The sequence below is a fragment of the Shinella sp. HZN7 genome, assembly GCF_001652565.1.
GTDB classification, from domain to species: domain Bacteria; phylum Pseudomonadota; class Alphaproteobacteria; order Rhizobiales; family Rhizobiaceae; genus Shinella; species Shinella granuli.
Genome location: NZ_CP015738.1, coordinates 73878 through 92832, shown reverse-complemented (window position 1 = coordinate 92832; position 18955 = coordinate 73878). Strand labels below are relative to the sequence as shown.

General features: G+C 60.0%; 17 protein-coding genes and 3 pseudogenes. 10 read left to right on the top strand and 10 right to left on the bottom strand.

What is annotated here, in order from left to right; translation table 11 throughout:
- Positions 1–23: 23 nt before the first annotated feature.
- The 7 genes and pseudogenes from shn_RS25695 to istA form a co-directional block, all read right to left on the bottom strand.
- Complete coding sequence (locus shn_RS25695; protein ID WP_064333381.1) at positions 24–470, bottom strand: hypothetical protein; 447 nt, start codon at positions 468–470, stop codon at positions 24–26.
- 16 nt (positions 471–486) lie between these two features.
- Positions 487–714, bottom strand: a complete 228-nt coding sequence (locus shn_RS25690; protein ID WP_133034784.1) for a MarR family winged helix-turn-helix transcriptional regulator — start codon at positions 712–714, stop codon at positions 487–489.
- Positions 715–903: 189 nt separating this feature from the next.
- Positions 904–1902, bottom strand: coding sequence for an ABC transporter ATP-binding protein (locus shn_RS25685; RefSeq protein WP_245337479.1), 999 nt, complete (start codon positions 1900–1902; stop codon positions 904–906).
- 19 nt (positions 1903–1921) lie between these two features.
- Positions 1922–2949: pseudogene (locus shn_RS25680) on the bottom strand (ABC transporter ATP-binding protein).
- 5 nt (positions 2950–2954) lie between these two features.
- Positions 2955–3521, bottom strand: a pseudogene (locus shn_RS25675) (ABC transporter permease); the annotation flags it as partial.
- A 72-nt stretch (positions 3522–3593) separates the two neighbouring features.
- Positions 3594–4388, bottom strand: a complete 795-nt coding sequence (gene istB, locus shn_RS25670) for an IS21-like element helper ATPase IstB (protein ID WP_064328778.1) — start codon at positions 4386–4388, stop codon at positions 3594–3596.
- Positions 4378–5910, bottom strand: coding sequence for an IS21 family transposase (istA, locus tag shn_RS25665; protein WP_145925847.1), 1533 nt, complete (start codon positions 5908–5910; stop codon positions 4378–4380). The genes istB and istA overlap by 11 nt, the downstream gene beginning before the upstream one ends.
- A 115-nt stretch (positions 5911–6025) precedes the next feature.
- Between istA and shn_RS25660 the strand changes: the two are divergent.
- Both shn_RS25660 and shn_RS25655 read left to right on the top strand, forming a co-directional pair.
- Positions 6026–6376, top strand: a pseudogene (locus shn_RS25660) (amino acid ABC transporter permease); the annotation flags it as partial.
- 129 nt (positions 6377–6505) lie between these two features.
- Complete coding sequence (locus tag shn_RS25655) at positions 6506–7306, top strand: transporter substrate-binding domain-containing protein (RefSeq protein WP_064333379.1); 801 nt, start codon at positions 6506–6508, stop codon at positions 7304–7306.
- Positions 7307–7393: 87 nt separating this feature from the next.
- Here shn_RS25655 and shn_RS25650 read toward each other — a convergent pair whose 3' ends face one another.
- Complete coding sequence (locus tag shn_RS25650) at positions 7394–8542, bottom strand: Xaa-Pro peptidase family protein (RefSeq protein WP_064333378.1); 1149 nt, start codon at positions 8540–8542, stop codon at positions 7394–7396.
- Between the two features lie 175 nt (positions 8543–8717).
- Here shn_RS25650 and shn_RS25645 point away from each other — a divergent pair, with 175 nt between their 5' ends.
- The 4 genes from shn_RS25645 (at position 8718) to shn_RS25630 (ending at position 11645) form a co-directional block, all read left to right on the top strand.
- Positions 8718–9629 (top strand): NAD(P)-dependent oxidoreductase, encoded by a 912-nt coding sequence (locus tag shn_RS25645; protein WP_145926061.1) that lies wholly within the window; start codon positions 8718–8720, stop codon positions 9627–9629.
- A 61-nt stretch (positions 9630–9690) separates the two neighbouring features.
- Complete coding sequence (locus shn_RS25640; protein ID WP_064333376.1) at positions 9691–10356, top strand: GntR family transcriptional regulator; 666 nt, start codon at positions 9691–9693, stop codon at positions 10354–10356.
- Positions 10357–10454: 98 nt separating this feature from the next.
- Positions 10455–11066: a glutathione S-transferase family protein gene (locus tag shn_RS25635; RefSeq protein WP_064333375.1), complete on the top strand. Its 612-nt coding sequence runs from the start codon at positions 10455–10457 to the stop codon at positions 11064–11066.
- A gap of 78 nt (positions 11067–11144) precedes the next feature.
- Positions 11145–11645 carry a cupin domain-containing protein gene (locus tag shn_RS25630; RefSeq protein ID WP_064333374.1) on the top strand — a complete coding sequence of 167 codons (501 nt, stop codon included), beginning with the start codon at positions 11145–11147 and terminating at the stop codon, positions 11643–11645.
- A gap of 413 nt (positions 11646–12058) precedes the next feature.
- Here the strand turns inward: shn_RS25630 and shn_RS25625 are convergent.
- Positions 12059–13272 (bottom strand): IS3 family transposase gene (locus shn_RS25625; protein ID WP_145926060.1). Its coding sequence is split into 2 segments (ribosomal slippage): positions 12059–12936 and positions 12936–13272, totalling 1215 coding nucleotides; the frame shifts between segments, so codons are not numbered across the junction.
- Positions 13239–14477 (bottom strand): MFS transporter, encoded by a 1239-nt coding sequence (locus shn_RS25615; protein ID WP_084438496.1) that lies wholly within the window; start codon positions 14475–14477, stop codon positions 13239–13241. Before shn_RS25615 ends, shn_RS25625 begins: the two co-directional genes overlap by 34 nt.
- A 93-nt stretch (positions 14478–14570) precedes the next feature.
- Between shn_RS25615 and shn_RS25610 the strand changes: the two genes are divergently transcribed.
- The 4 genes from shn_RS25610 (at position 14571) to shn_RS25595 (ending at position 18930) form a co-directional block, all read left to right on the top strand.
- Entirely contained in the window at positions 14571–15023 is a 453-nt protein-coding gene (locus tag shn_RS25610) for a helix-turn-helix domain-containing protein (protein WP_064333371.1), read from the top strand.
- 30 nt (positions 15024–15053) lie between these two features.
- Positions 15054–16397 (top strand): aminotransferase class V-fold PLP-dependent enzyme, encoded by a 1344-nt coding sequence (locus shn_RS25605; protein WP_064333649.1) that lies wholly within the window; start codon positions 15054–15056, stop codon positions 16395–16397.
- A 523-nt stretch (positions 16398–16920) separates the two neighbouring features.
- Positions 16921–17748, top strand: coding sequence for a methyltransferase domain-containing protein (locus shn_RS25600; protein WP_064333370.1), 828 nt, complete (start codon positions 16921–16923; stop codon positions 17746–17748).
- 15 nt (positions 17749–17763) lie between these two features.
- The gene (locus shn_RS25595) at positions 17764–18930 is read left to right on the top strand and encodes an ABC transporter substrate-binding protein (RefSeq protein WP_064333369.1); all 1167 of its coding nucleotides are present in this window, start codon (positions 17764–17766) and stop codon (positions 18928–18930) included.
- Positions 18931–18955 lie beyond the last annotated feature (25 nt).

The window sequence follows — 18955 nt, the reverse complement described above, 5'->3', positions numbered from 1 at the left end:
CGACGAACCCCGCTCTTCATCCATCAAGATAACTGTGGTGTGGCGGCGACTTCTGCGGTGAGCAATTCGGCCGCGCGGCGAGTCAGGACTTCCAGGACTCGGCGGGTTGCCGCCAGGTCTTCGCTGGGCATTTCGGCGACAAGGCGGATGGTGATGTCACGCACACGGTCGCGAAGTGGGAGGAACACTCCGAACCCCAGTTCCGTCATGGAGAGTTCAGTTCCGCGCTCTACAATTCCCTTCTCGACCAACTCGTTCACGACATTCAGCTCTTCACCCGCAGCAACGACTCGGGCATCGGCAATGGCCGTGGCAAGTCTTGTGGAGCTGAGTGGGCCGCCAGACAGAACGGTCAGCGTAACCCATTGAGCAAAGGTCAATCCAGCCTGTTGGAGCTGTTGCTGCAACAGTGCCTGCAACGTGCGCTCCGTTTCGCCAATGAACCGGGTAATCGGCGGGGAATTCGTCATCTCGTTCTCCGTGGAATCATGGTTGGGACTGGTCGAGCAAATCGCGCAGTGCTGCGGCAAGGAGAAGCGTGCGCTCCCCGGATGGCCCGCCGAGCGGTTGGGTGAGGCGTTCATCGAGGGCTTTGACAACGGCGCGCGCCTCGACAATGACCTTGAAGCCTGTGGCGCTCAGCGCGAGGGCCACAGCGCGGGAATCGTCTCGATGCGTTTCGCGCACCAGATATCCAGCCGCTTCAAACGACATCGCGTTGGACGGTGCTCCTGAGAGCATCAAACCTCTGCTGCGAGCCGGTTTTCCATACGATGGAGAATAACGGCTGAGGCACTCGCAATAATGTCTTGGATTGCCGGGTAGGACGCAGCACAATTCGCACGTCCATTGGAACATCATATCACAAAACCCTTTGCAGGCGGAAAAACGGGGGGCAATCCGCTACAGTATGCAGCGGGCAGTGTGACCGGCCGAAATTTCGGTCATACCAGGCATCGCCGTATGGCATTTGGGGATAACCTTCGAGCAGCGCGGGGCGAAGGTGCAGCCTGGAGGCAGGTTCGCCAGATCAGGGGGCGAGCCGGGAATTGGATTGAGCCGGTCACCGCGCGTTCCGGCGTGCACAGTCGATCGAAGCAAACCTTCGCAATAGGGGTGCGATGGATTTTGAACGACGTCCTCGATCGACCCGTATTCGATAAAGCGACCGCCATACATGACCCCGACCTTGTCGGACACTTCGCAGGCGACACCGAGGTCATGGGTGACGATGATGGTGGCCATTCCAAGCTCGCGCTGCAACTCGCGCAGAAGCAACAAGATTTGGATCTGCACGGTGGCATCCAGCGCCGTCGTGGGCTCGTCCGCAAGAAGCAGTCTCGGCCGGCACGCCAGTGCCAGCGCAATCATCGCCCTTTGCCGCAAGCCACCCGACATTTCATGAGGATAGGCTGCAAGCCGCGACTTGGCGGAGGGAACCTGCACGAGCTCGAGAAGTTCGAGCGCACGCCGAACACTTTCGGCATGCGAGACGCCATCGTGATAGCGTACCGACTCCGCGATCTGCGTTCCGATGGTGAAGACTGGATCCAATGCCGTCATCGGCTCCTGGAAAATCATCGAGATCAGGCGCCCCCGGATTTTTCGCAATTCGCTTGGCCGTTGCTTGAGGATATCCACGCCGCCGACCACGATCGATCCCCCTATTCTCGCGGTGGGAGGAAAGAGACGCATGAGCGCGCGGATGGTGACGCTTTTTCCCGAGCCCGATTCACCGAGAAAGCACAGGGTCTCGCCGGCGTTCAGCTTGAAGCTCACGCCATTGACCACGCCAACGTCGAAATCCCGTGAGACAAAGCGGACCGTCAGATCCCTGACATCGACCAATGGCGCGGCAGTGGGCACCACAGAAATATCGTTCGATAGCATTTGGACTTGCATCGTCGTCTCCTCAACGAGATTAAGCGAGGCCGCGCCCGGAACTCGCATGACAGGCAACGAGGTGGCCGCCGTCTCGTGCGGAGAGGACGGGCTCCTTCTCCGAACAGATCTTTTCTGCAATCGGGCATCGTTTACGGAAACGACACCCCTGCTGTAGCTGGATCGGGTTGGGAGGATCGCCGGTCAGGGGAGGATTCGATACCCGCCGCTTCGGGTCCATCGACAAACGAGAGGCCAGGAGTGCACGCGTATAGGGATGGCGCGGCGTCTGATAGATGGCGTGAACCGGCCCGATCTCGACCACCGTACCCAGATACATGACGAGGACCCTATCGCTGATGTACTGGACGACATTGAGATCATGGGAAATGAAGAGATATGTCAGCTTCAGCTTGGCCTTCAGATCCTGCAGCAGATTCAGCACCTGGGCCTCGACGGATTTGTCGAGCGCCGAAACGGCCTCGTCGAGGATTGCCAAACGCGGATGCAATGCCAGTGCGCGCGCGATGTTGACCCGTTGGCGCTGCCCGCCGGAAAGTTCGTGCGGATAGCGCTGGGCGAACATCGACGGCGATAACCCGACCATGCCGAGCGTTTCGCGTGCCTGCTCCACGGCCGCGCGTCTGGGCATCTCGTTTGCCCTAAGCCCGAACACGATCGAATCTTCGATCGTCAGGCGCGGATTGAGCGTGGCATAACTGTCCTGAAAGACCATCTGCACCTGCCGTCGCAGGCCGCGGACACTTTCCGCAGACGAAAAGTCGACCGACCTGCCATCGATGCGGATGTCTCCGGCATCGGCATGCAGCAGATGAATGAGCAGTCGCGCCGTTGTGGACTTGCCGCAACCCGACTCCCCCACTATCCCCAAAGTCTCCCCTGCCGCGACGTCGAATGAAACACCGTCGACACTTCGCACATATTGCTTGCTGGAGCCGAAAAACCCTCCCCGACCGGGAAGTATTTCCGGAGATTGCGCGCAGACAGGAGCGGCGACGGATCCAGCGCGGTTGCAACGTTTTCGCTGCCTGATTCACGAGCGTCCATATCGATCATACCCTTACGTCCATTGCCGAGCGCAAACCGTCGCTGATCAGGTTGGTGCACATCGAGACGACAAAAATTAAAATCCCGGGGAGGATGCAGTTCAGCGGCGCAATATAGATCGCTTGCCGGAGCGTGTTCAGCATCAGCCCCCATTCGGCTTGCGGTGGCTGGATGCCGAGACCCAGGAAGCTCAGGCCCGACGCCAGCACGATCGATACGCTGACGAGGCTGGACGCGAAGATCAGGATGGGCGCGACCACGTTGCTCAGCACATGGACCAGCACGATCCTCGTCGCGGATGCGCCTGTCGCCCGCGCGGCCTCGATGTAATCCTGGCTCCGAACTTGTGTCGTCACACTTTCGGCAACGCGTGCAATCGGAGGAATGAAGACCAGCGTCAGAGAAACCAAGCTGTTCAGCAGCCCGGCACCGAGAACGCCCGATATGGCAACCGCGAGCAGGACCGACGGAAAAGCATAGAAAACGTCGATCGTCCGCATGATCATCATGTTGACACCGCCACCCGCGTAACCGGCGATGACACCAAGGCTGCCTCCGACCAACGCCGCGATTGTTGGTTTCCACGCAGAACTGAGCCGGTTTTTCCACCGAGAAGTGAGCCACCTCTGAGTATGGTTTTCTGATCAGGGTTTGGTCAAGGGATTGGCCTTTTCTCCTCTCTTCTGTGCTGCTGCGGCCGAGCTGGCCTTGAAGCGGAAGCTGTCGTTACCGGTTTCCAGGATGTGGCAACGGTGGGTCAGGCGATCGAGCAAAGCTGTCGTCATCTTGGCGTCGCCGAAGACGGTTGCCCATTCGCTGAAGCTGAGGTTGGTGGTGATGACGACGCTGGTGCGCTCATAGAGCTTGCTCAACAGGTGGAAGAGCAGCGCTCCGCCGGAAGCACTGAACGGAAGGTATCCTAGTTCATCGAGGATCAGCAGATCGAGACGGACCAGCGTCTCGGCGATCTGACCTGCCTTGCCCTTTGCCTTCTCCTGCTCGAGCGCATTGACCAATTCGATGGTCGAGAAGAAGCGGACCTTCCGGCGGTGATGCTCGATCGCCTGGACCCCAAGGGCAGTCGCGACATGTGTTTTTCCTGTGCCCGGCCCACCGACGAGCACGATATTCTGCGCCCCGTCCATGAACTCGCATCGGTGCAGTTGGCGCACCGTCGCTTCGTTGATTTCGCTGGCGGCGAAGTCGAACCCGGAGATGTCCTTATAGGCTGGGAAGCGAGCAGCCTTCATGTGATAGGCAATCGAGCGAACCTCACGTTCGGCCATCTCGGCTTTCAGCAACTGGGACAGGATCGGCACGGCCGCATCAAAAGCTGGAGCCCCTTGCTCAATCAGGTCTGTGACGGCTTGGGCCATGCCATACATCTTCAGGCTCCGCAGCATGATGACGACGGCGGCACTTGCGGGATCATGACGCATGGCGACCTCCCACGATCCGGACACGCAAGCCATCGTAGCGTTCGACGTTGGCCTTGGGTTCACGCAACAAGGTCAGCGCCTGTGGCGTGTCGATGTCGGGGCCGTCAGTCGTCTTCCCATCGATCAGACGATGCAGCAGGTTCAGCACATGCGTCTTGGTCGCGACGCCTTGATCCAGAGCCAGCTCCACAGCCCTGACGACGACCTGTTCGTCGTGATGAAGCACCAGAGCAAGGATATCGGCCATCTCACGATCGCCGCCCAGGCGACGCAGCATCTGGTCCTGCAACTGTCGAAAGGCCAGCGGCAATTCCAGGAAAGGCGCACCATTGCGCAAGGCACCGGGCTTGCGCTGAATGACGGCAAGGTAGTGTCGCCAGTCGTAAATCGTCCGCGGCGGTTTGTCGTGGCTGCGCTCAATCACCCTCGGATGTTCGCATAGGACATTACCCTCGGCCGCAACGACCAGTCGCTCGGGATAGATTCGCAAGCTGACAGGCCGGTTCGCAAACGATGCAGGCACGCTATAGCGGTTCCGCTCGAAGGTGATCAGGCATGTCGGAGAGACACGTTTGCCCTGCTCGACGAAGCCGTCAAACGCAGCGGGGAGCGCCATCAATGCTGGCTGTTCCGCGGACCAGACGTCCGCGATCGTGCCGGGCAAGGTGCCGTGTGCTGTGTCGCGCCACAGGTCCTGGCAATGCTGTTCCAGCCAGGCATTCAATGCCGCCAGATCAGGAAAGTCCGGCATCTGTTGCCACAGTCGCGGCCGGGCATCCTGGACATTCTTCTCGACCTGGCCCTTCTCCCAGCCCGCGGCAGGATTGCAAAACTCAGGCGCAAAGACGTAGTGGTTCGTCATCGCGAGGAAACGGATATTGACCTGTCGCTCCTTGCCACGACCGACGCGATCGACCGCGGTTTTCATGTTATCGTAAATGCCGCGAGCAGGGACGCCGCCGAACACACGGAAGCCGTGCCAATGGGCGTCAAACAGCATCTCGTGCGTCTGCAGCAGATACGCCCTGACCAAAAACGCGCGACTGTGCGATAGCTTGATATGCGCGACCTGCAGCTTTGTGCGCTCGCCGCCAATGACGGCATAGTCCTCACTCCAATCGAATTGGAATGCTTCGCCTGGGCGGAAAGACAGCGGAACAAATATGCCGCGGCCCGTCGTCTGCTGCTCACGTTGTCGTTCCGCTCGCCAATCACGGGCGAAGGCGGCAACCCGACCATAGGAGCCGGTAAAGCCGAGAGCCACCAGGTCGGCATGAACCTGCTTCAGTGTTCGTCGCTGTTTGCGCGACTTCCCGGCCTCGGTCTTCAGCCAGGCCGCCAGCTTGTCGGCAAACGGATCAAGCTTGCTCGGTCGTTCCGGTACGGTGAATGTTGGTTCGATTGTACCAGCGTTCAGATACTTCGCGATCGTGTTCCGCGACAGCCCTGTTCGCCGGCTGATCTCGCGGATCGACTGCTTCTCACGCAGCGCCATCCGACGAATGATATTTAAAAGTCCCATGTGGATCACTCCGTTGCCCCCGTCGCTCTCCGCGTTGGGGGAAGGTTCACATGGCTCAATTCTCAATGGAAATTATGCGCCTAACCGGCTCAGTTCTGCGTGGAAACCAACAGGTGTTGCGGAGATCATCCGGGGAGGACTGATGGCGATACCCAAAGGCCAGTTTGAATCCCCTATCGCATTGGGCATGACCCAAACCCAGGCGATGCGGCGCATTATTCTTCCCCAGGTCGCCCGGATCATCGTCCCCTCGATCACCAACGAGGCGATTGCGACCCTCAAGAATACGTCGCTTCTGTCTGCGATTACTGTAGTCGAGCTGACATTCCATTCGCAGATCGTCATCGCCCGTACATTCCAGCCTTTCCAGTTCTACATCCTGGCAGCGCTCTTCTACCTGGTCCTTACGACCATACTAACGCGTGTGTCGACGTCCATCGAGCGACGCAACGCACGCAACAGCTAGCACCGCCCGCAAAGAAACAAGGCAGATTCAACAGTTACCGTCCTCCTGGAAGCAAGGAGGAAGCGGGTCTTTTTGACTTGGAAAATAGACGGCTTGCAACTTCGTTTAAGACAATCGGGAGAAAAGCACATGAGCATTCCAACGCAAGTAATCACCCTCATCCTCGCGCTACCCATGATTCTTGTCTCGACCTTCGCGCCGGCCCGCGCGAATGAACTCGAGCTGGTGCTGCCCGGCCATCTGACTGTAGCGACCGAAGGGACCTACCCGCCATACAGCCTGCAGAACGAAAACGGTGAGCTCGATGGAATCGACGTGCGCCTGATGCGCGAAATCGCAAATCGTCTCGGCCTGGAATACAAACCGGTGCTGTTGAAATTCGACTCGCTCCTTGTCGGGCTTGAAGCCGGCCAGTTCGATGTCATCGGCTCGCCGCTCGACATAACCGCTGAACGCAAGCAACGGGTTACCTTCTCGGATGGCTGGATCGAATCCGGTGCCCGTCTGATCGTGCGGCAGGATTCCTCTGTTCAAAGCCCTACCGAAATCGCCGGCAAGATCATCGGCGTTCTCGCCGCGTCCACATGGGGTGACATGGCAACGCCGCTGAACCCCGCAGAACTGAAGACCTACAAATCCGAAACAGACGCCTTCCAGGATCTCGTCAATGGCAACATCGATGCAATCGTCACCGACGGCATCTCGGCGTCCTTTAACATCAAGCAGTCGAACCTGCCGTTACGGCTCGTCGATACACCTCTGAGTTCGCTGCAAAAGGCCTGGTCGATAAAGAAGGGTAAGCCGCACCTGGTGCGCGCCATCAACAAGGCGATCGCCGATATCGTTGCCGACGGAACCTACGTCAAATTGACGTCCGACTTCGTTGATTTTGACGCCGCGCCGAAAGAGCCGATCCGTAGCGAGTTTTGATCGGAATCTGGCGGAGGCGGGATTCAGTCCCGCCTCCATAAATTTATCGCACCGCACAGGATCCCTCCGTTTGCGGTCCAGCAGCCGTCAGCTTTCAGTTGCACAGATGATGTCTGACCGGCCAAGCCTTTCGCAGCCTGTTTCGGTAACGAGGAAGGTCTCTCCCGGCACAGCATTCGTCCCCTTGTCGGTGATGGACAGGAACATGAAAAAGATCATGCCGGGCTCTGCGATGATCGGATTGTCGCGATAGAGCATGGGCCAATCCATCCAGTTCGGCGAGAACGTCGCTCCAAGGCTGTATCCACATGCATTCAGGTTATTGTCAACGAAGCCGGCCTTGGTGAGCGTCCGCATATAGGCGTTGAAGACATTTCCAACAGGTTCGCCAGGCTTCAGCGCCTGCGCGCTGGCATCCAGCGCATCGAGTGCGTGCCGGTGCACGTCCCGTTGCCGCTCATTCGCCTTGCCGATCGTCAGAACGCGCATGAGACAGGCGTGGTAATGCCGAAAGACGCCGGCGAACTCCAAGGTCAGTTGCTCGCCGCTTGCCAGATGACGGCGGCCCGACGTGTAGCGCCCGAGATGCGAGCCCGGACCGGATTGAATGATGAACTCGTTGCCGGAATAGTCGCCATCGCCCCTGAAGACTGTTCCTTGCAGGGCGGCGAGTATGTCACCTTCAAAGGCTCCGGGAACCGCCAGTTCGAGACCCGCAGCAAGTGCCTTGTCTGCCAGCTCGGCGGCCTTGCGGACATAGGCGATTTCAGCAGGGCGCTTGACGACGCGCTGCCGGGTAATCAGGAGCGACGCATCCTCCAGGGTGCAGAACCCATCCAAAGCAGCAGAAAGCAGCCGCCCGTTTTGCGCGGTCAGGCCGTAGGCGTCCCATTCGACGCCGAGCTTGCGCCCGGCGCAGCGATGCTCGACCAGAATGGCCTTCAAATCAAGCGCGGGATTGGCGTCTGGTCCGTCGGCCCAGATACGGATATCATCGATGTTCGACGTGTATCGTGCGGCGCGCGCGTCGGGAGCGCGCGTCAGTAGCGTCATGCGCCCATCCGCACCAAGGTATAGGCACTGGAAGAAACAGTAGCCGAACGTGTCGTATCCGGTGAGATAGTACATGCTTTCCTGACGGAACATCAGAAGGCCGTCCATTCCCGATCGTTCCATGCCTGCAATGGTTTCGGCTTTCCGAGCGGCAAATTCCTGGTCTGTGAAGTGAAGCGGCATAGGGCCTCTCTCTCATTCAAATCGACTCGACTATCAATTTATTAGCAATTTTGTCAACAATCTGTTTGGCTATTTTTACAGCGGAGAAGATCTGCCGGGCAGCGAATTCATATGGGAATTGACATTGTTGTCCTTATTGCTGACAATCAAGAAAACGAATCCGCAGAAGTTTATCGTGGCAAGCAAGCTCATATCCATCATAGGTTTTGGCGAGGCGGGATCAATCTTCGGCGCAGAGCTGGCGAAACATGCTCCTGTCCACGCCTACGATATCCTTCAGGGAACACCCGCCTTTGAAGACAGGCTGCTCCCCTTTCGGGATATGGGTATCGTTTTTGCCGGTTCGGCCGCCGAGGCCATCAGCAATGGCCAGATTGTTCTTTCACTGGTGACGGCGACGGCGGCCGAACAGGTCGCGCGCCAAGCAGCATCGTATATGCGGCCAGGTCAGTTTTTCCTTGATCTAAACTCGGTTTCGCCAGGGACGAAGAATGCAAGCGCTGCGGCATTCGAAAGGTCGGGAGCGGCTTACATCGACGCAGCAGTCATGTCTCCAGTAACGCAAAACCTTTCCGCCGTTCCGATCCTGCTTGCTGGCAAGACAGCCCACCAGGTGGACATTGCGCTCAAGGCGTTCGGCTTGAACACGGAAGTTGTCTCCGACCATGTGGGCCCTGCCTCTGCGACCAAGATATGCAGAAGCGTGATCATAAAGGGTATCGAAGCGCTTTGTGTCGAAAGTTTTCTTGCGGCTCGTGCCCACGGTGTCGAGGCACGCGTCCTAGCATCCCTCTCGACGACGTTCCCCGGAACGGACTGGCACAGGTTTACCGGCTACCAGGTAAAGCGCACACTCGTTCATGGGCGCCGGCGCGCTGCCGAAATGCGCGAGGCGGCTGCTACGGTTCGTGAAGGTCACATCGAGCCCCTGATGGCCTTGGCAACTGCGCGTCGCCAGGATCTGTCCGCCGATTTCTCAGACATGAACCCCGAGTTGAAGACCAAATCTGAGGCGGCATGGCTCGAAATTCTTGATGGCATCTTGACTATGGCCTCTAGAGATGACGTCAAGAAAAGCGAAACTTGATTCACATTGGATCTTAGTTTGCCACCTGTAGCGCTCGGAACGATGACAATCGAAAGGTAAGATGGAAGTGGCACGCGCCAAGGAGAAGAAGGACCCGACCGAGACGTTGCGTAAGGCGATTGAGACGGGGCAATTGATGCCCAGCCAGCGGCTGATCGAAGCGGATTTGGCCGCATGGCTGGGCACCAACCGATCAAATGTGAAGTTGGCCCTCGGGAAGCTTCAGCAGGAAGGCCTCGTTGTTTCCGAGCCTAACCGGGGCGCGCGCGTTAGGGTGATCAGTGAGGAAGAGGCGCTCGAGATCCTGCAGGTCAGAAGCATGCTCGAATCTCTCATCGCCCGGCAGGCCGCGGCGAAAGCAACCTCGGCAGACCACAAGCGATTGCGCGAAATTCTAAAAACGCTTCGCGAAGCGATCGCGCAGGAAGATTTCACAGCATATTCAGGGCAGAATGGAGCTCTGCACGCGGAAATCCGCAGGATTTCCGGCCACCAGACCGCTAGCCGTCTGCTGGCGACCCTTAATTCGCAAATCGTTCGCTTTCAGTTTCGCACCATCCTGTTCCCAGGGCGAATTAACCAGTCCATCGGCGAGCATGCCGAAATCGTGGAAGCGATCTGCGAAGGCGATCAGGACCGCGCTGAAAAGGCGATGCGCGAACACCTCGCCCATGTCACGGAGACATTGCAGCGCAGCCTCGCCGCCCTTTCATCGCACGGCGTTTGAACCTTTTTTGAATGCGGCCCAGACGAACTGAAACGGGAGAGACAAGCGGAGATCCGTCGACAAAACCCTGGATTTACCACCGTGAAAGAGGAGGTTTTATGAAGATCCATGGCGACATGATCTCTCCCTACGTTCGTATGTGTTTTGTCGCGGCGCACGAGGCAGGCATCGTTGATCAGATCGAACTGATTGCGACGGAAGTGGCAATCGCCGAGGAAAACACGCAGCTTGCCTTGCTATCGCCAATCGCTCAGATTCCGGTGCTTGAGACAGCCGAAGGGGCCGTGCTGCACGACAGCCGGGTGATCGTTGAGTATATTTGCCACATGGCTGGACGGACGCAGATGACCGAAGGTGTCGGCGGGCGTTTTCGCACCTTGACGCTTCAGGCAATTGCGCAAGGAATCGCCGACGCCGCGGTCGCTCATCGGAACGAAAGCGCCCAGCGGCCAATGGAACTGCATTGGCGCCGCTGGCTCGACAGGCTGAGGCAAAGAGTGGAACGCGCGCTCGACGCCCTGGAGGCGCAATGGCACGCCGACCTGGCCAACGTAAACATCGGGTCCATCAGCGTAGCCGTGGTCCTGAGCTATTTGGACTTTCGCTTCAGCATATGGAACTGGCGGACGGCACGGCCGCGCCTGGCAGCCTTCCATGCCGAATTCAGCGCCCGCCCCTCGATGAGGGCGACGGCGCTGCCGACGGCATGACCCTCTTATTGACTTTCGCAATTGAACAGTGGGTCGACACCCTATGTAATACACTCTTTCGAGGAGACCAGAGGTCCGATGTCCAAGCAAAGTGAAGAACACGGCGATCATCCGGCAGACCCGCCACGTTGGAAACACGACGGGGTCAGGGTGATCAAGGGCGATCAGCTCGACTCGAATACGGCCCAGACACCCGGCATGTTCCGTCAAGCTGCCATAAACCACGCGCGGGTGGGCGCGCAGAAAATCTGGGCCGGCACGGTCGCCATAGAGCCGAACGCCAAGACCGGCGTCCATCATCACGGCGCTCTGGAAAGTGTGATCTATGTCATTCGGGGTAAGGCGCGTATGCGCTGGGGAGACCGACTGGAGTTCGTTGCCGAAGCCGGCCCGGGCGATTTCATTTTCGTGCCGCCTTATGTCCCGCACCAGGAAATAAATGCGGATCCGGATTCGGTACTGGAATGTGTATTGGTAAGGTCAGACAATGAAGCAGTCGTCGTCAATATTACAGACGTCGATCCCATTGAAACGCCTGAAGACGTTTACTGGGTTGATCCGATCCACAAACATCCATGACGGGACCCACTAGGCAGCCGACCCTCCTAGCGCTTTTCCATATCGGTTCGACGTTGCGTCATAAGAGGCTGCTGCCGCGGCAATGCGCCATACAACGGCGCCCGACGTCAATCGGCGTCTCGCGTGGGATAAAAGCGGGCAGTGAAAGCTACATAAGCCGACAGCCGTTAATTACGACTGTCGTCACGTAACAACTCTGATCGGCGAAAATTGGTGGCAACTTGCCTTTTGCTGATCACTTCATACTACCCGGCTCGCTTCGCATCTGGACATGCGGTGCTCGCTCGGCTGATCGGCAAACGAAGCGTGGTTCGCCAAACCAATAAGGCGATAGTGCTAAGGCCCGCACCGAGCATCGACACGCCGGACCATCCTGCTTGGTGGAGTGCACCCCGTTTCGCCGGACATGTCGGCTAGTTTGATTTAGCCCTGATGAACTGCCGTGGGGAAGCCATCTTGAGCGCGGAGTGGGGATGGATCTCGTTGTAATCCTCGATCCATCCGTCGATGAGCCGGAGCGCTGTTTCGGCGTCCGGTATAGTCGATATGCGGATGTAATCCCGCTTCAGGGTTTTGACGAACGCCTCGGACATACCATTCGACTGAGGGCTCGCGACAGGAGTGAAGCAGGGTGTCAGATTGAGCGCCTGGGCAAACAGCTTCGTGTCCCGTGCGGTGTAAGCCGAGCCATTGTCCGAGAGATGCTCAATTGCGTTCGGGGCTCGCGTCGCTGCGAACCGCTTCTCGACCGCCTCCAGCATCATGTCGCGCACGTCGGAGCCGGAGATGCCTGCATTCGCGACCGCAGTCCAGGCGATGATCTCCCGGTCGAAGGCATCGATGATGAAGGCGAGACGAATGACCTCGCCATTCCAGCAGGTGAACTCCAGCCCGTCGGAGCACCAGCGCAGGTTCGAGCGCATGACCATGACCTTGCCGTCATGGATGCGGCCCTTGCGAACGGCCGTATGCTTCTCCAGCAGCATGGCGTGGTTGCCCATGATGCGATGAACCCGCTTGGCGTTGACGACAGGCATATCGGCGGCTCGCCTCTCGCGATTGAGGAGCGCTGCGATCCGCCGATAGCCATAGGTTGGCCTTTGATCCACCAGCCTTCGAATGGTGGGCAGAAGCTCTGCATCCTCGGCCTTGTGATAGGCCCCGCGCGGCTTCGATCTGCCTTTCAGGCGCTCGACGAGGTTGGAACGGGAGACGCCCAGCGTGTCGGCGACGGTCTTCATCGGGAACCGTCCTTCGGCAACAAGATCGGCCGCGATATCCGTTTTTTTGAGTCTGCTTTGGATAATGCTTCGCGGAGGATTTCGACCTCCATCGTCTTGCGGCCGAGCATGCGCTCCAGCTCGCGAACGCGATCCTCCAGCTTCTTCACTTCCGAATTGCCGACAACCGGCTCGTCAGAACCCACGGCTGCAGCACCTCCCTCGCTTAAGAGCCTGCGCCACCGGTAAAGCAGATTGGGCGCAACGCCATGGCGGCGAGCGGTAGAAGACACCGTCTCGCCTGGTTCGAAACTCTGCTCAATGATTGTCAGCTTCTGCTCGGTTGTCCACCGCCTGCGGCGGACATCACCCGTCAGCAATTCAATATGTCGGTACTCGTTAGACATAAGCCTATACCCAAGCCTGTGCTTGAGCCTCTCTGCTTATGCCGACTGTCCGGTCGAAACGGGGGGCAGTTCACTTGGGCATAAGCCATCGTGGAACTGATGGCCCCGATGGCGCTGCCGATGGAGTAGAACGCCATGTAGCCGCCGACGAGACGGCTGCGTGCCTGCGGATGCCGGTCGAAGATGATGCTCTGATTGGTGACGTGGACCGCCTGCACCGCGAGGTCCAGCACGACGACACCGACGAGAAGGACAGGAATGGACCATGGCAGAAGGGCAATCAGCCCCCATGACGCCAGCAGAAGTATAAGCGAGATGCCCGTTGTCCATTGTCCGAGCCCCCGTTCCGCGAGCCGGCCTGCACCCGTCGCCGCGATGGCTCCAGCCATGCCGACCAGTCCGAACAAGCCGATCCGGGTGTGAGAATAGTCGAACGGTTCGGCGCTGAGCGGCAGCACCAGCGCGGTCCAGAACGTGCTGAACGACGCGAAGATCAACAGGGCGAGAATGCCGCGAACCAATAGTATCCGGTCGCTCAGGAACAGGACGGGAATAGAGCGTAGCGTGGCAAGGTAGCTGTCATCGCTATCCGGCGAATGCTGTCGCGGCAAGATACGCAGCAGCAAGCCGACCATTACCAGCGTAACAACTGCCGACGTCAGGTAGACAGCTCGCCAGCCACCCAGATCGGCGAGCACCCCGGCAACGAAGCGAGCGCCGAGAATGCCGATGACCACACCGCTTGTTACCCTGCCAACAGCCTTGCCCCGTTTGGCGGGCGTTGCCAGCGTCGCCGCAAACGAGACCAGCACCTGAACCACCACGGCGAGCAACCCTACCGCCGCCATGCTGGCGAACAGGATTGCCTCCGTCCTCGCCGTTGCGACAGCCACCAGTGCGATCGTCGACAAGATGCCCTGGCCGACGACGAGACGGCGGCGGTCAACCAGATCGCCGAGCGGCACGATGAAGATCAGGCCCAGACCATAGCCAACCTGCGTCAACGTCACGACAAGGCCGATGGCGGCGGGCGAGATATCGAAGTCCCGCGCTATCGAGTCGAGCAAGGGTTGGGCGTAATAGATGTTCGCAACGCTGAGGCCGGCGGCAACGGCGAAGACAAGTGTCGTGGCCCTCGACAATCCACCATCCGGTCGGTGCTGTGGCCCTGTTGTGCTTCCGTGCTGCATGGCGATCCCGTTCATGAAATTTAATCTGGTTTCATATTGAGACCACTTGTGTAAACGGAAATCCAGTTCTATTTTAGAACTAGAATCTGACGATGGAGATCGGCGATCATGGTCAAGCGGGTCAGCCTTTGGGATGCCGGATGCCCGGTCGCACGCGCGCTCGATGTCATCGGCGACTGGTGGTCGTTGCTCATCATCCGCGATGCTTTCGACGGCGTGCGGCGCTTCAGCGAGTTTCAGGCCGGCCTCGGCATTGCCAAGGGCATGCTGGCGACGCGGCTGCGAGATCTGACCGAACGCGGCATTCTGGAAACCGCGCCCGCCTCGGACGGCAGCGCCTATAAGGAATATGTCCTGACCGGGAAAGGGCGCGGCCTCTATCTCGTCATCATCGCGTTGCGCCAATGGGGCGAGGACCATCTCTATCGCCCTGATGAACCACGATCCTCGCTGGTCGACACCGAAACGGGTGCTCCGGTCGCCCGGCTGGAATTGCGCGCGGAGAACGGACGACCCCTGGGGTGGAACGATACCCAAGTGGTGAAGATCGATAGCAACTGATCGAAGGCCAGGATGGCAAAGGGAACGCACATGCAGGAACTCGAACTGTTGGCCGAAGCGGACGAGCGTGCGAGAGAGTATCTGACGGGAATCGAACAACGCCCGCCGTTCCCGGATCAGGCCGCGCGCGATGGTCTCGCTGTCTTTGCGGAAGCACTCTCCGACCATGGGCAGGACGCGGCCGAGACCCTGCGAATGCTCGACATCCACGGCTCGCCAGCGACGACGGCCTCGAACGGCCCGCGCTATTTCGGCTTCGTGATCGGGGCTGCCCTGCCGGCAGCGGCGGCAGCCGAGCGGTTGATGCTGGCGTGGGATCAATGCGCCTCGTCCTATGACAACTCGCCGGTCTCCGCGACAATCGAGAGGATCGCCGCGCTCTGGCTTCTCGATGTCCTCGACCTGCCGCGCGAGAGCGCCGTCGGTTTCGGCACCAGCGCAACGGCCTGCACGCTCGCCTGTCTTTCGGCAGCCCGTCGGGTGCTGCTGGCGCGTCAGGGTTGGGATTTTGACAGGGATGGTCTGTTCGGCGCCCCCGAGATCAAGGTCGTCGTCTCCGAAACCGTCCATATCACCGTGCGGAAAGCGCTTCGGCTTCTGGGGTTCGGAACCGCGCGCCTGATTGTCGTGCCGGTCGATGCACATGGCCGGATCGACGCAGACCGGCTCCCTTCGCTCGACGAAAAGACCATCCTCTGCCTGCAAGCCGGCGAAGTGAATACGGGCGAGTTCGATCCCTTTACCCCCCTTATCGAAGCGGCCGGAAAGGCAAATGCCTGGGTCCATGTGGACGGTGCATTCGGTCTGTGGGCGCGCGCCTCATCGCGCCGGGCGCTGACCGAAGGGATCGAAGGGGCGGATAGCTGGACGACGGACGGACACAAATGGCTGAACACACCCTATGATGGCGCGGTCGCCATCTGCCGTGATGCGGAAGCGCTGGCCCAGGCCATGAATGCCGATGCGGTTTATGCGACCGCTTCCGGCGACGCCCAAAAGAACCTGACGCTGGAGTTTTCGCGTCGGGCGCGCGGCATCCCGATCTGGGCGGCACTTAGAACACTCGGACGCGCGGGTGTCGCTGAACTGGTGGACCGTCATTGCGACGAAGCCGCATGGCTGGCGGACCGTCTCCGCAAGGGTGGCTTCGACGTCCTCAACCGCGTGGTGCTCAACCAGGTGCTGGTGCGCTGCGGTGACGATGAGCGCACCGCGCAAGTCCGCCAGACCGTTCTCGATACCGGTGCGGGCTGGTTCGGAAATACGGTCTGGCAAGGCCGCCCCGCATTCCGTATCAGCCTGTCGTCGTGGCGCACCAGGCATGAGGATGTCGCTCGCCTCGCAGACGCGCTGGTGGCGGCGGCAGGAGGTTAGGCTGCGCCTTCCAACGCGTCCACTCGGAGGCCAGAACCAGCGCAACCATATCAAGGCCTGAGAAGTATCGACATCCTGGCGACTGCTTCCAAGTACACCACATTTGCACTGATCGACCGCAATGAGGTCGTAGGCCGAAGGGCTGGCTTCGGTCGATTGCGCCCTGCTGTGTTGCGCCCACAATCGAGGGACGGACAAGCGATCTGGGCTCCGTGGTTGGCCATTGGATCATGTTCGGTTGGACGTTTGATCCTCGCGATCCTCCCAGCCACTGCGCAGCAACGTCGTCACATGTTCGATCGTTTGCCTTCCGTCAGCCATGCAACGGCTTCCGACGATACCTTCCAGCCGAACAGCGGCCCACGCCGCCAATGCATACCCTCCTCAACCGAGCGCAGTGCGGTCGCTAGGGTTCCGGCGTGACGGATTGATTCCGATGGCACATGGACGCCGCTTCTAATAACTAGACTTTCTCCGTCATGTTAATTAGACATTCAGCGAAGCGCCGCCCGTGGGACTGAACATGCCGAAAGCCAACTGGACATTGAAGGATGACATTCGCGAGTATTGGACGTCGCGCGCCGCGACGTTCGATCTCTCTCCAGGGCACGAAATCTTCGGCGACGACGAGCGCCGCGCCTGGCACGCGCTCATCGAAAGGCATCTCGGTGCCGGGGGCGGGCGCAAGGCATTGGACCTTGCAAGCGGCACGGGCGTCATTTCCCGCCTCTTGTGCGAGAACGGCTTTGCCGTGACGGGGCTCGACTTCTCCGAGGCGATGATCGAGCAGGCCCGGCTCAAGGCCGCAAAGCACAGCCTCGACGCGACCTATGTCCTCGGCGATGCAGAGGAGACCCGCCTGCCCGACGACGCCTTCGACGTCATCATGACGCGCCACCTGGTCTGGACCCTGCCCGACCCCGGAACCGCCTTCGCGGACTGGTTCCGCGTGCTGAAGCCCGGCGGGCGCGTCCTCATCGTCGACGCCGACACGACGGCAAGGAGCATGACGTCCAGGCTGCTGCAGAGGCTTGCCGCCGTCCTCAAGCGGTTCGCGCCGCCCTCCCCGACGCCGGGAATGGATATCGAGGTGCACAACCGGATCGTCTCGCAGGTGCACTTTTCCGGCGGCGCCCGCGCGGAGGACGTCGCTGCGCTGCTCGCCGGCGCGGGCTTCGAGACTGTCGTCATCGACCGCGATCACGGACGGATCCGCCGGGCGCAGGGCCGCCACATGCCGCTGCACCAGCGGCTGGGTCGTGCGAGCCAGGACCGCTACGCGATCCTCGCCACGAAGCCGGCAGCGATACCGGCAGCAATCGACGCCCGCTCCGGGCAGCACGCAGCATAGGCAAGGGAGAAAAGGATGCTTGTATTTCTGAACAGGGCGAGGCTCGCGCTCATACGCCCGCTCACCATGGTGTTCTACCTGCTTCTCGCCGTCACCGGTGCGGCCGGACTTGCCGGCGCTCAGGAAAAGATCACCGTCACCGATCTCGCCGGCCGCACGGTCGAGGTTCCGCACGGCGCGAAGAAGGTCATCCTCGGCGAGGGGCGGATGTTCTACGCGACGGTGGTCTTCGACAGGGAAAATCCCTTCGAGCAGCTTGCCGCCATCGGCGACGACCTGCCGAAGTTCGATCCCGACACCTGGAACAAGTATCTCGCGCGCTTCCCGCAGGCCAAGGACGTGCCGATGATCGGCGCGGCCGCCTCGGCGGACTTCAGCGTCGAAAAGGCCCTCGAACTCGATGTCGACGTGCTCGTCGTCACCCTCGGCTTCTACGACAAGATCAAGGAAAGCGGCATCATCGAGACGCTGGAGAAAGCTGGCGTGCCGACCGTGTTCGTCGATTTCCGCGAGCGGCCCACCCAGAACACCGTGCCCTCCATCCTCCTGCTCGGCCGCATTTTCGGCAAGGAAGCACAGGCCCAGGCGTTCGCCGATTACTACATGGCCCAGATGCGCCGGGTCTATATGGGGATTTCCGGCCTGAAGCCGGATGAACGGCCGGTCGTCTTTGCCGAGCGCGCCGCCGGGCTCGATCCCGCCGTCTGCTGCGACACGTTCGGAAACTTCAACTTCGGCGAGTTCATCGCGGAAGCGGGCGGCTTCAACCTCGGAACGAAATATCTGACGGGCGTCAGCGGCAGGCTCAATCCGGAAGCCGTGGTCGTCGAGAACCCGCCGTTCATCGTCGTCACCGGCGCCAACTGGTCGACCTCCAATCCCGGCAACACCGCCGTCTGGCTCGGTTACGAGACGGCCGAAGACAAGGCCCAGGAACAGCTCCGTGGCCTGATGCAGCGCCCCGGCTTCCCGGAAATCAAGGCCGTGAAGGACAACAATGTCCTGGCCGTCTACCACCAGTTCTACCAGAGCCCGTACCATTTCGTGGCCGTGCAGGCTCTCGCCAAGTGGCTTCACCCGGAACGGTTCGCGGATCTCGACCCGCATGCGACCTTCAAGGAACTGCATGAAAAGTTCCTGCCGATCGATGTCAGCGGCGTGTTCTGGACGACCCTGAAGTAACGGAGGGCGCTTCGGCGCCTCTCCT

Coding starts and splice junctions, on each gene's coding strand:
- shn_RS25695 (WP_064333381.1), bottom strand. CDS start 470: ATGACGAATTCCCCGCCGATTACCCGGTTCATTGGCGAAACGGAGCGC.
- shn_RS25690 (WP_133034784.1), bottom strand. CDS start 714: ATGTCGTTTGAAGCGGCTGGATATCTGGTGCGCGAAACGCATCGAGAC.
- shn_RS25685 (WP_245337479.1), bottom strand. CDS start 1,902: ATGCAAGTCCAAATGCTATCGAACGATATTTCTGTGGTGCCCACTGCC.
- istB (WP_064328778.1), bottom strand. CDS start 4,388: ATGCGTCATGATCCCGCAAGTGCCGCCGTCGTCATCATGCTGCGGAGC.
- istA (WP_145925847.1), bottom strand. CDS start 5,910: ATGGGACTTTTAAATATCATTCGTCGGATGGCGCTGCGTGAGAAGCAG.
- shn_RS25655 (WP_064333379.1), top strand. CDS start 6,506: ATGAGCATTCCAACGCAAGTAATCACCCTCATCCTCGCGCTACCCATG.
- shn_RS25650 (WP_064333378.1), bottom strand. CDS start 8,542: ATGCCGCTTCACTTCACAGACCAGGAATTTGCCGCTCGGAAAGCCGAA.
- shn_RS25640 (WP_064333376.1), top strand. CDS start 9,691: ATGGAAGTGGCACGCGCCAAGGAGAAGAAGGACCCGACCGAGACGTTG.
- shn_RS25635 (WP_064333375.1), top strand. CDS start 10,455: ATGAAGATCCATGGCGACATGATCTCTCCCTACGTTCGTATGTGTTTT.
- shn_RS25630 (WP_064333374.1), top strand. CDS start 11,145: ATGTCCAAGCAAAGTGAAGAACACGGCGATCATCCGGCAGACCCGCCA.
- shn_RS25615 (WP_084438496.1), bottom strand. CDS start 14,477: ATGAACGGGATCGCCATGCAGCACGGAAGCACAACAGGGCCACAGCAC.
- shn_RS25610 (WP_064333371.1), top strand. CDS start 14,571: ATGGTCAAGCGGGTCAGCCTTTGGGATGCCGGATGCCCGGTCGCACGC.
- shn_RS25605 (WP_064333649.1), top strand. CDS start 15,054: ATGCAGGAACTCGAACTGTTGGCCGAAGCGGACGAGCGTGCGAGAGAG.
- shn_RS25600 (WP_064333370.1), top strand. CDS start 16,921: ATGCCGAAAGCCAACTGGACATTGAAGGATGACATTCGCGAGTATTGG.
- shn_RS25595 (WP_064333369.1), top strand. CDS start 17,764: ATGCTTGTATTTCTGAACAGGGCGAGGCTCGCGCTCATACGCCCGCTC.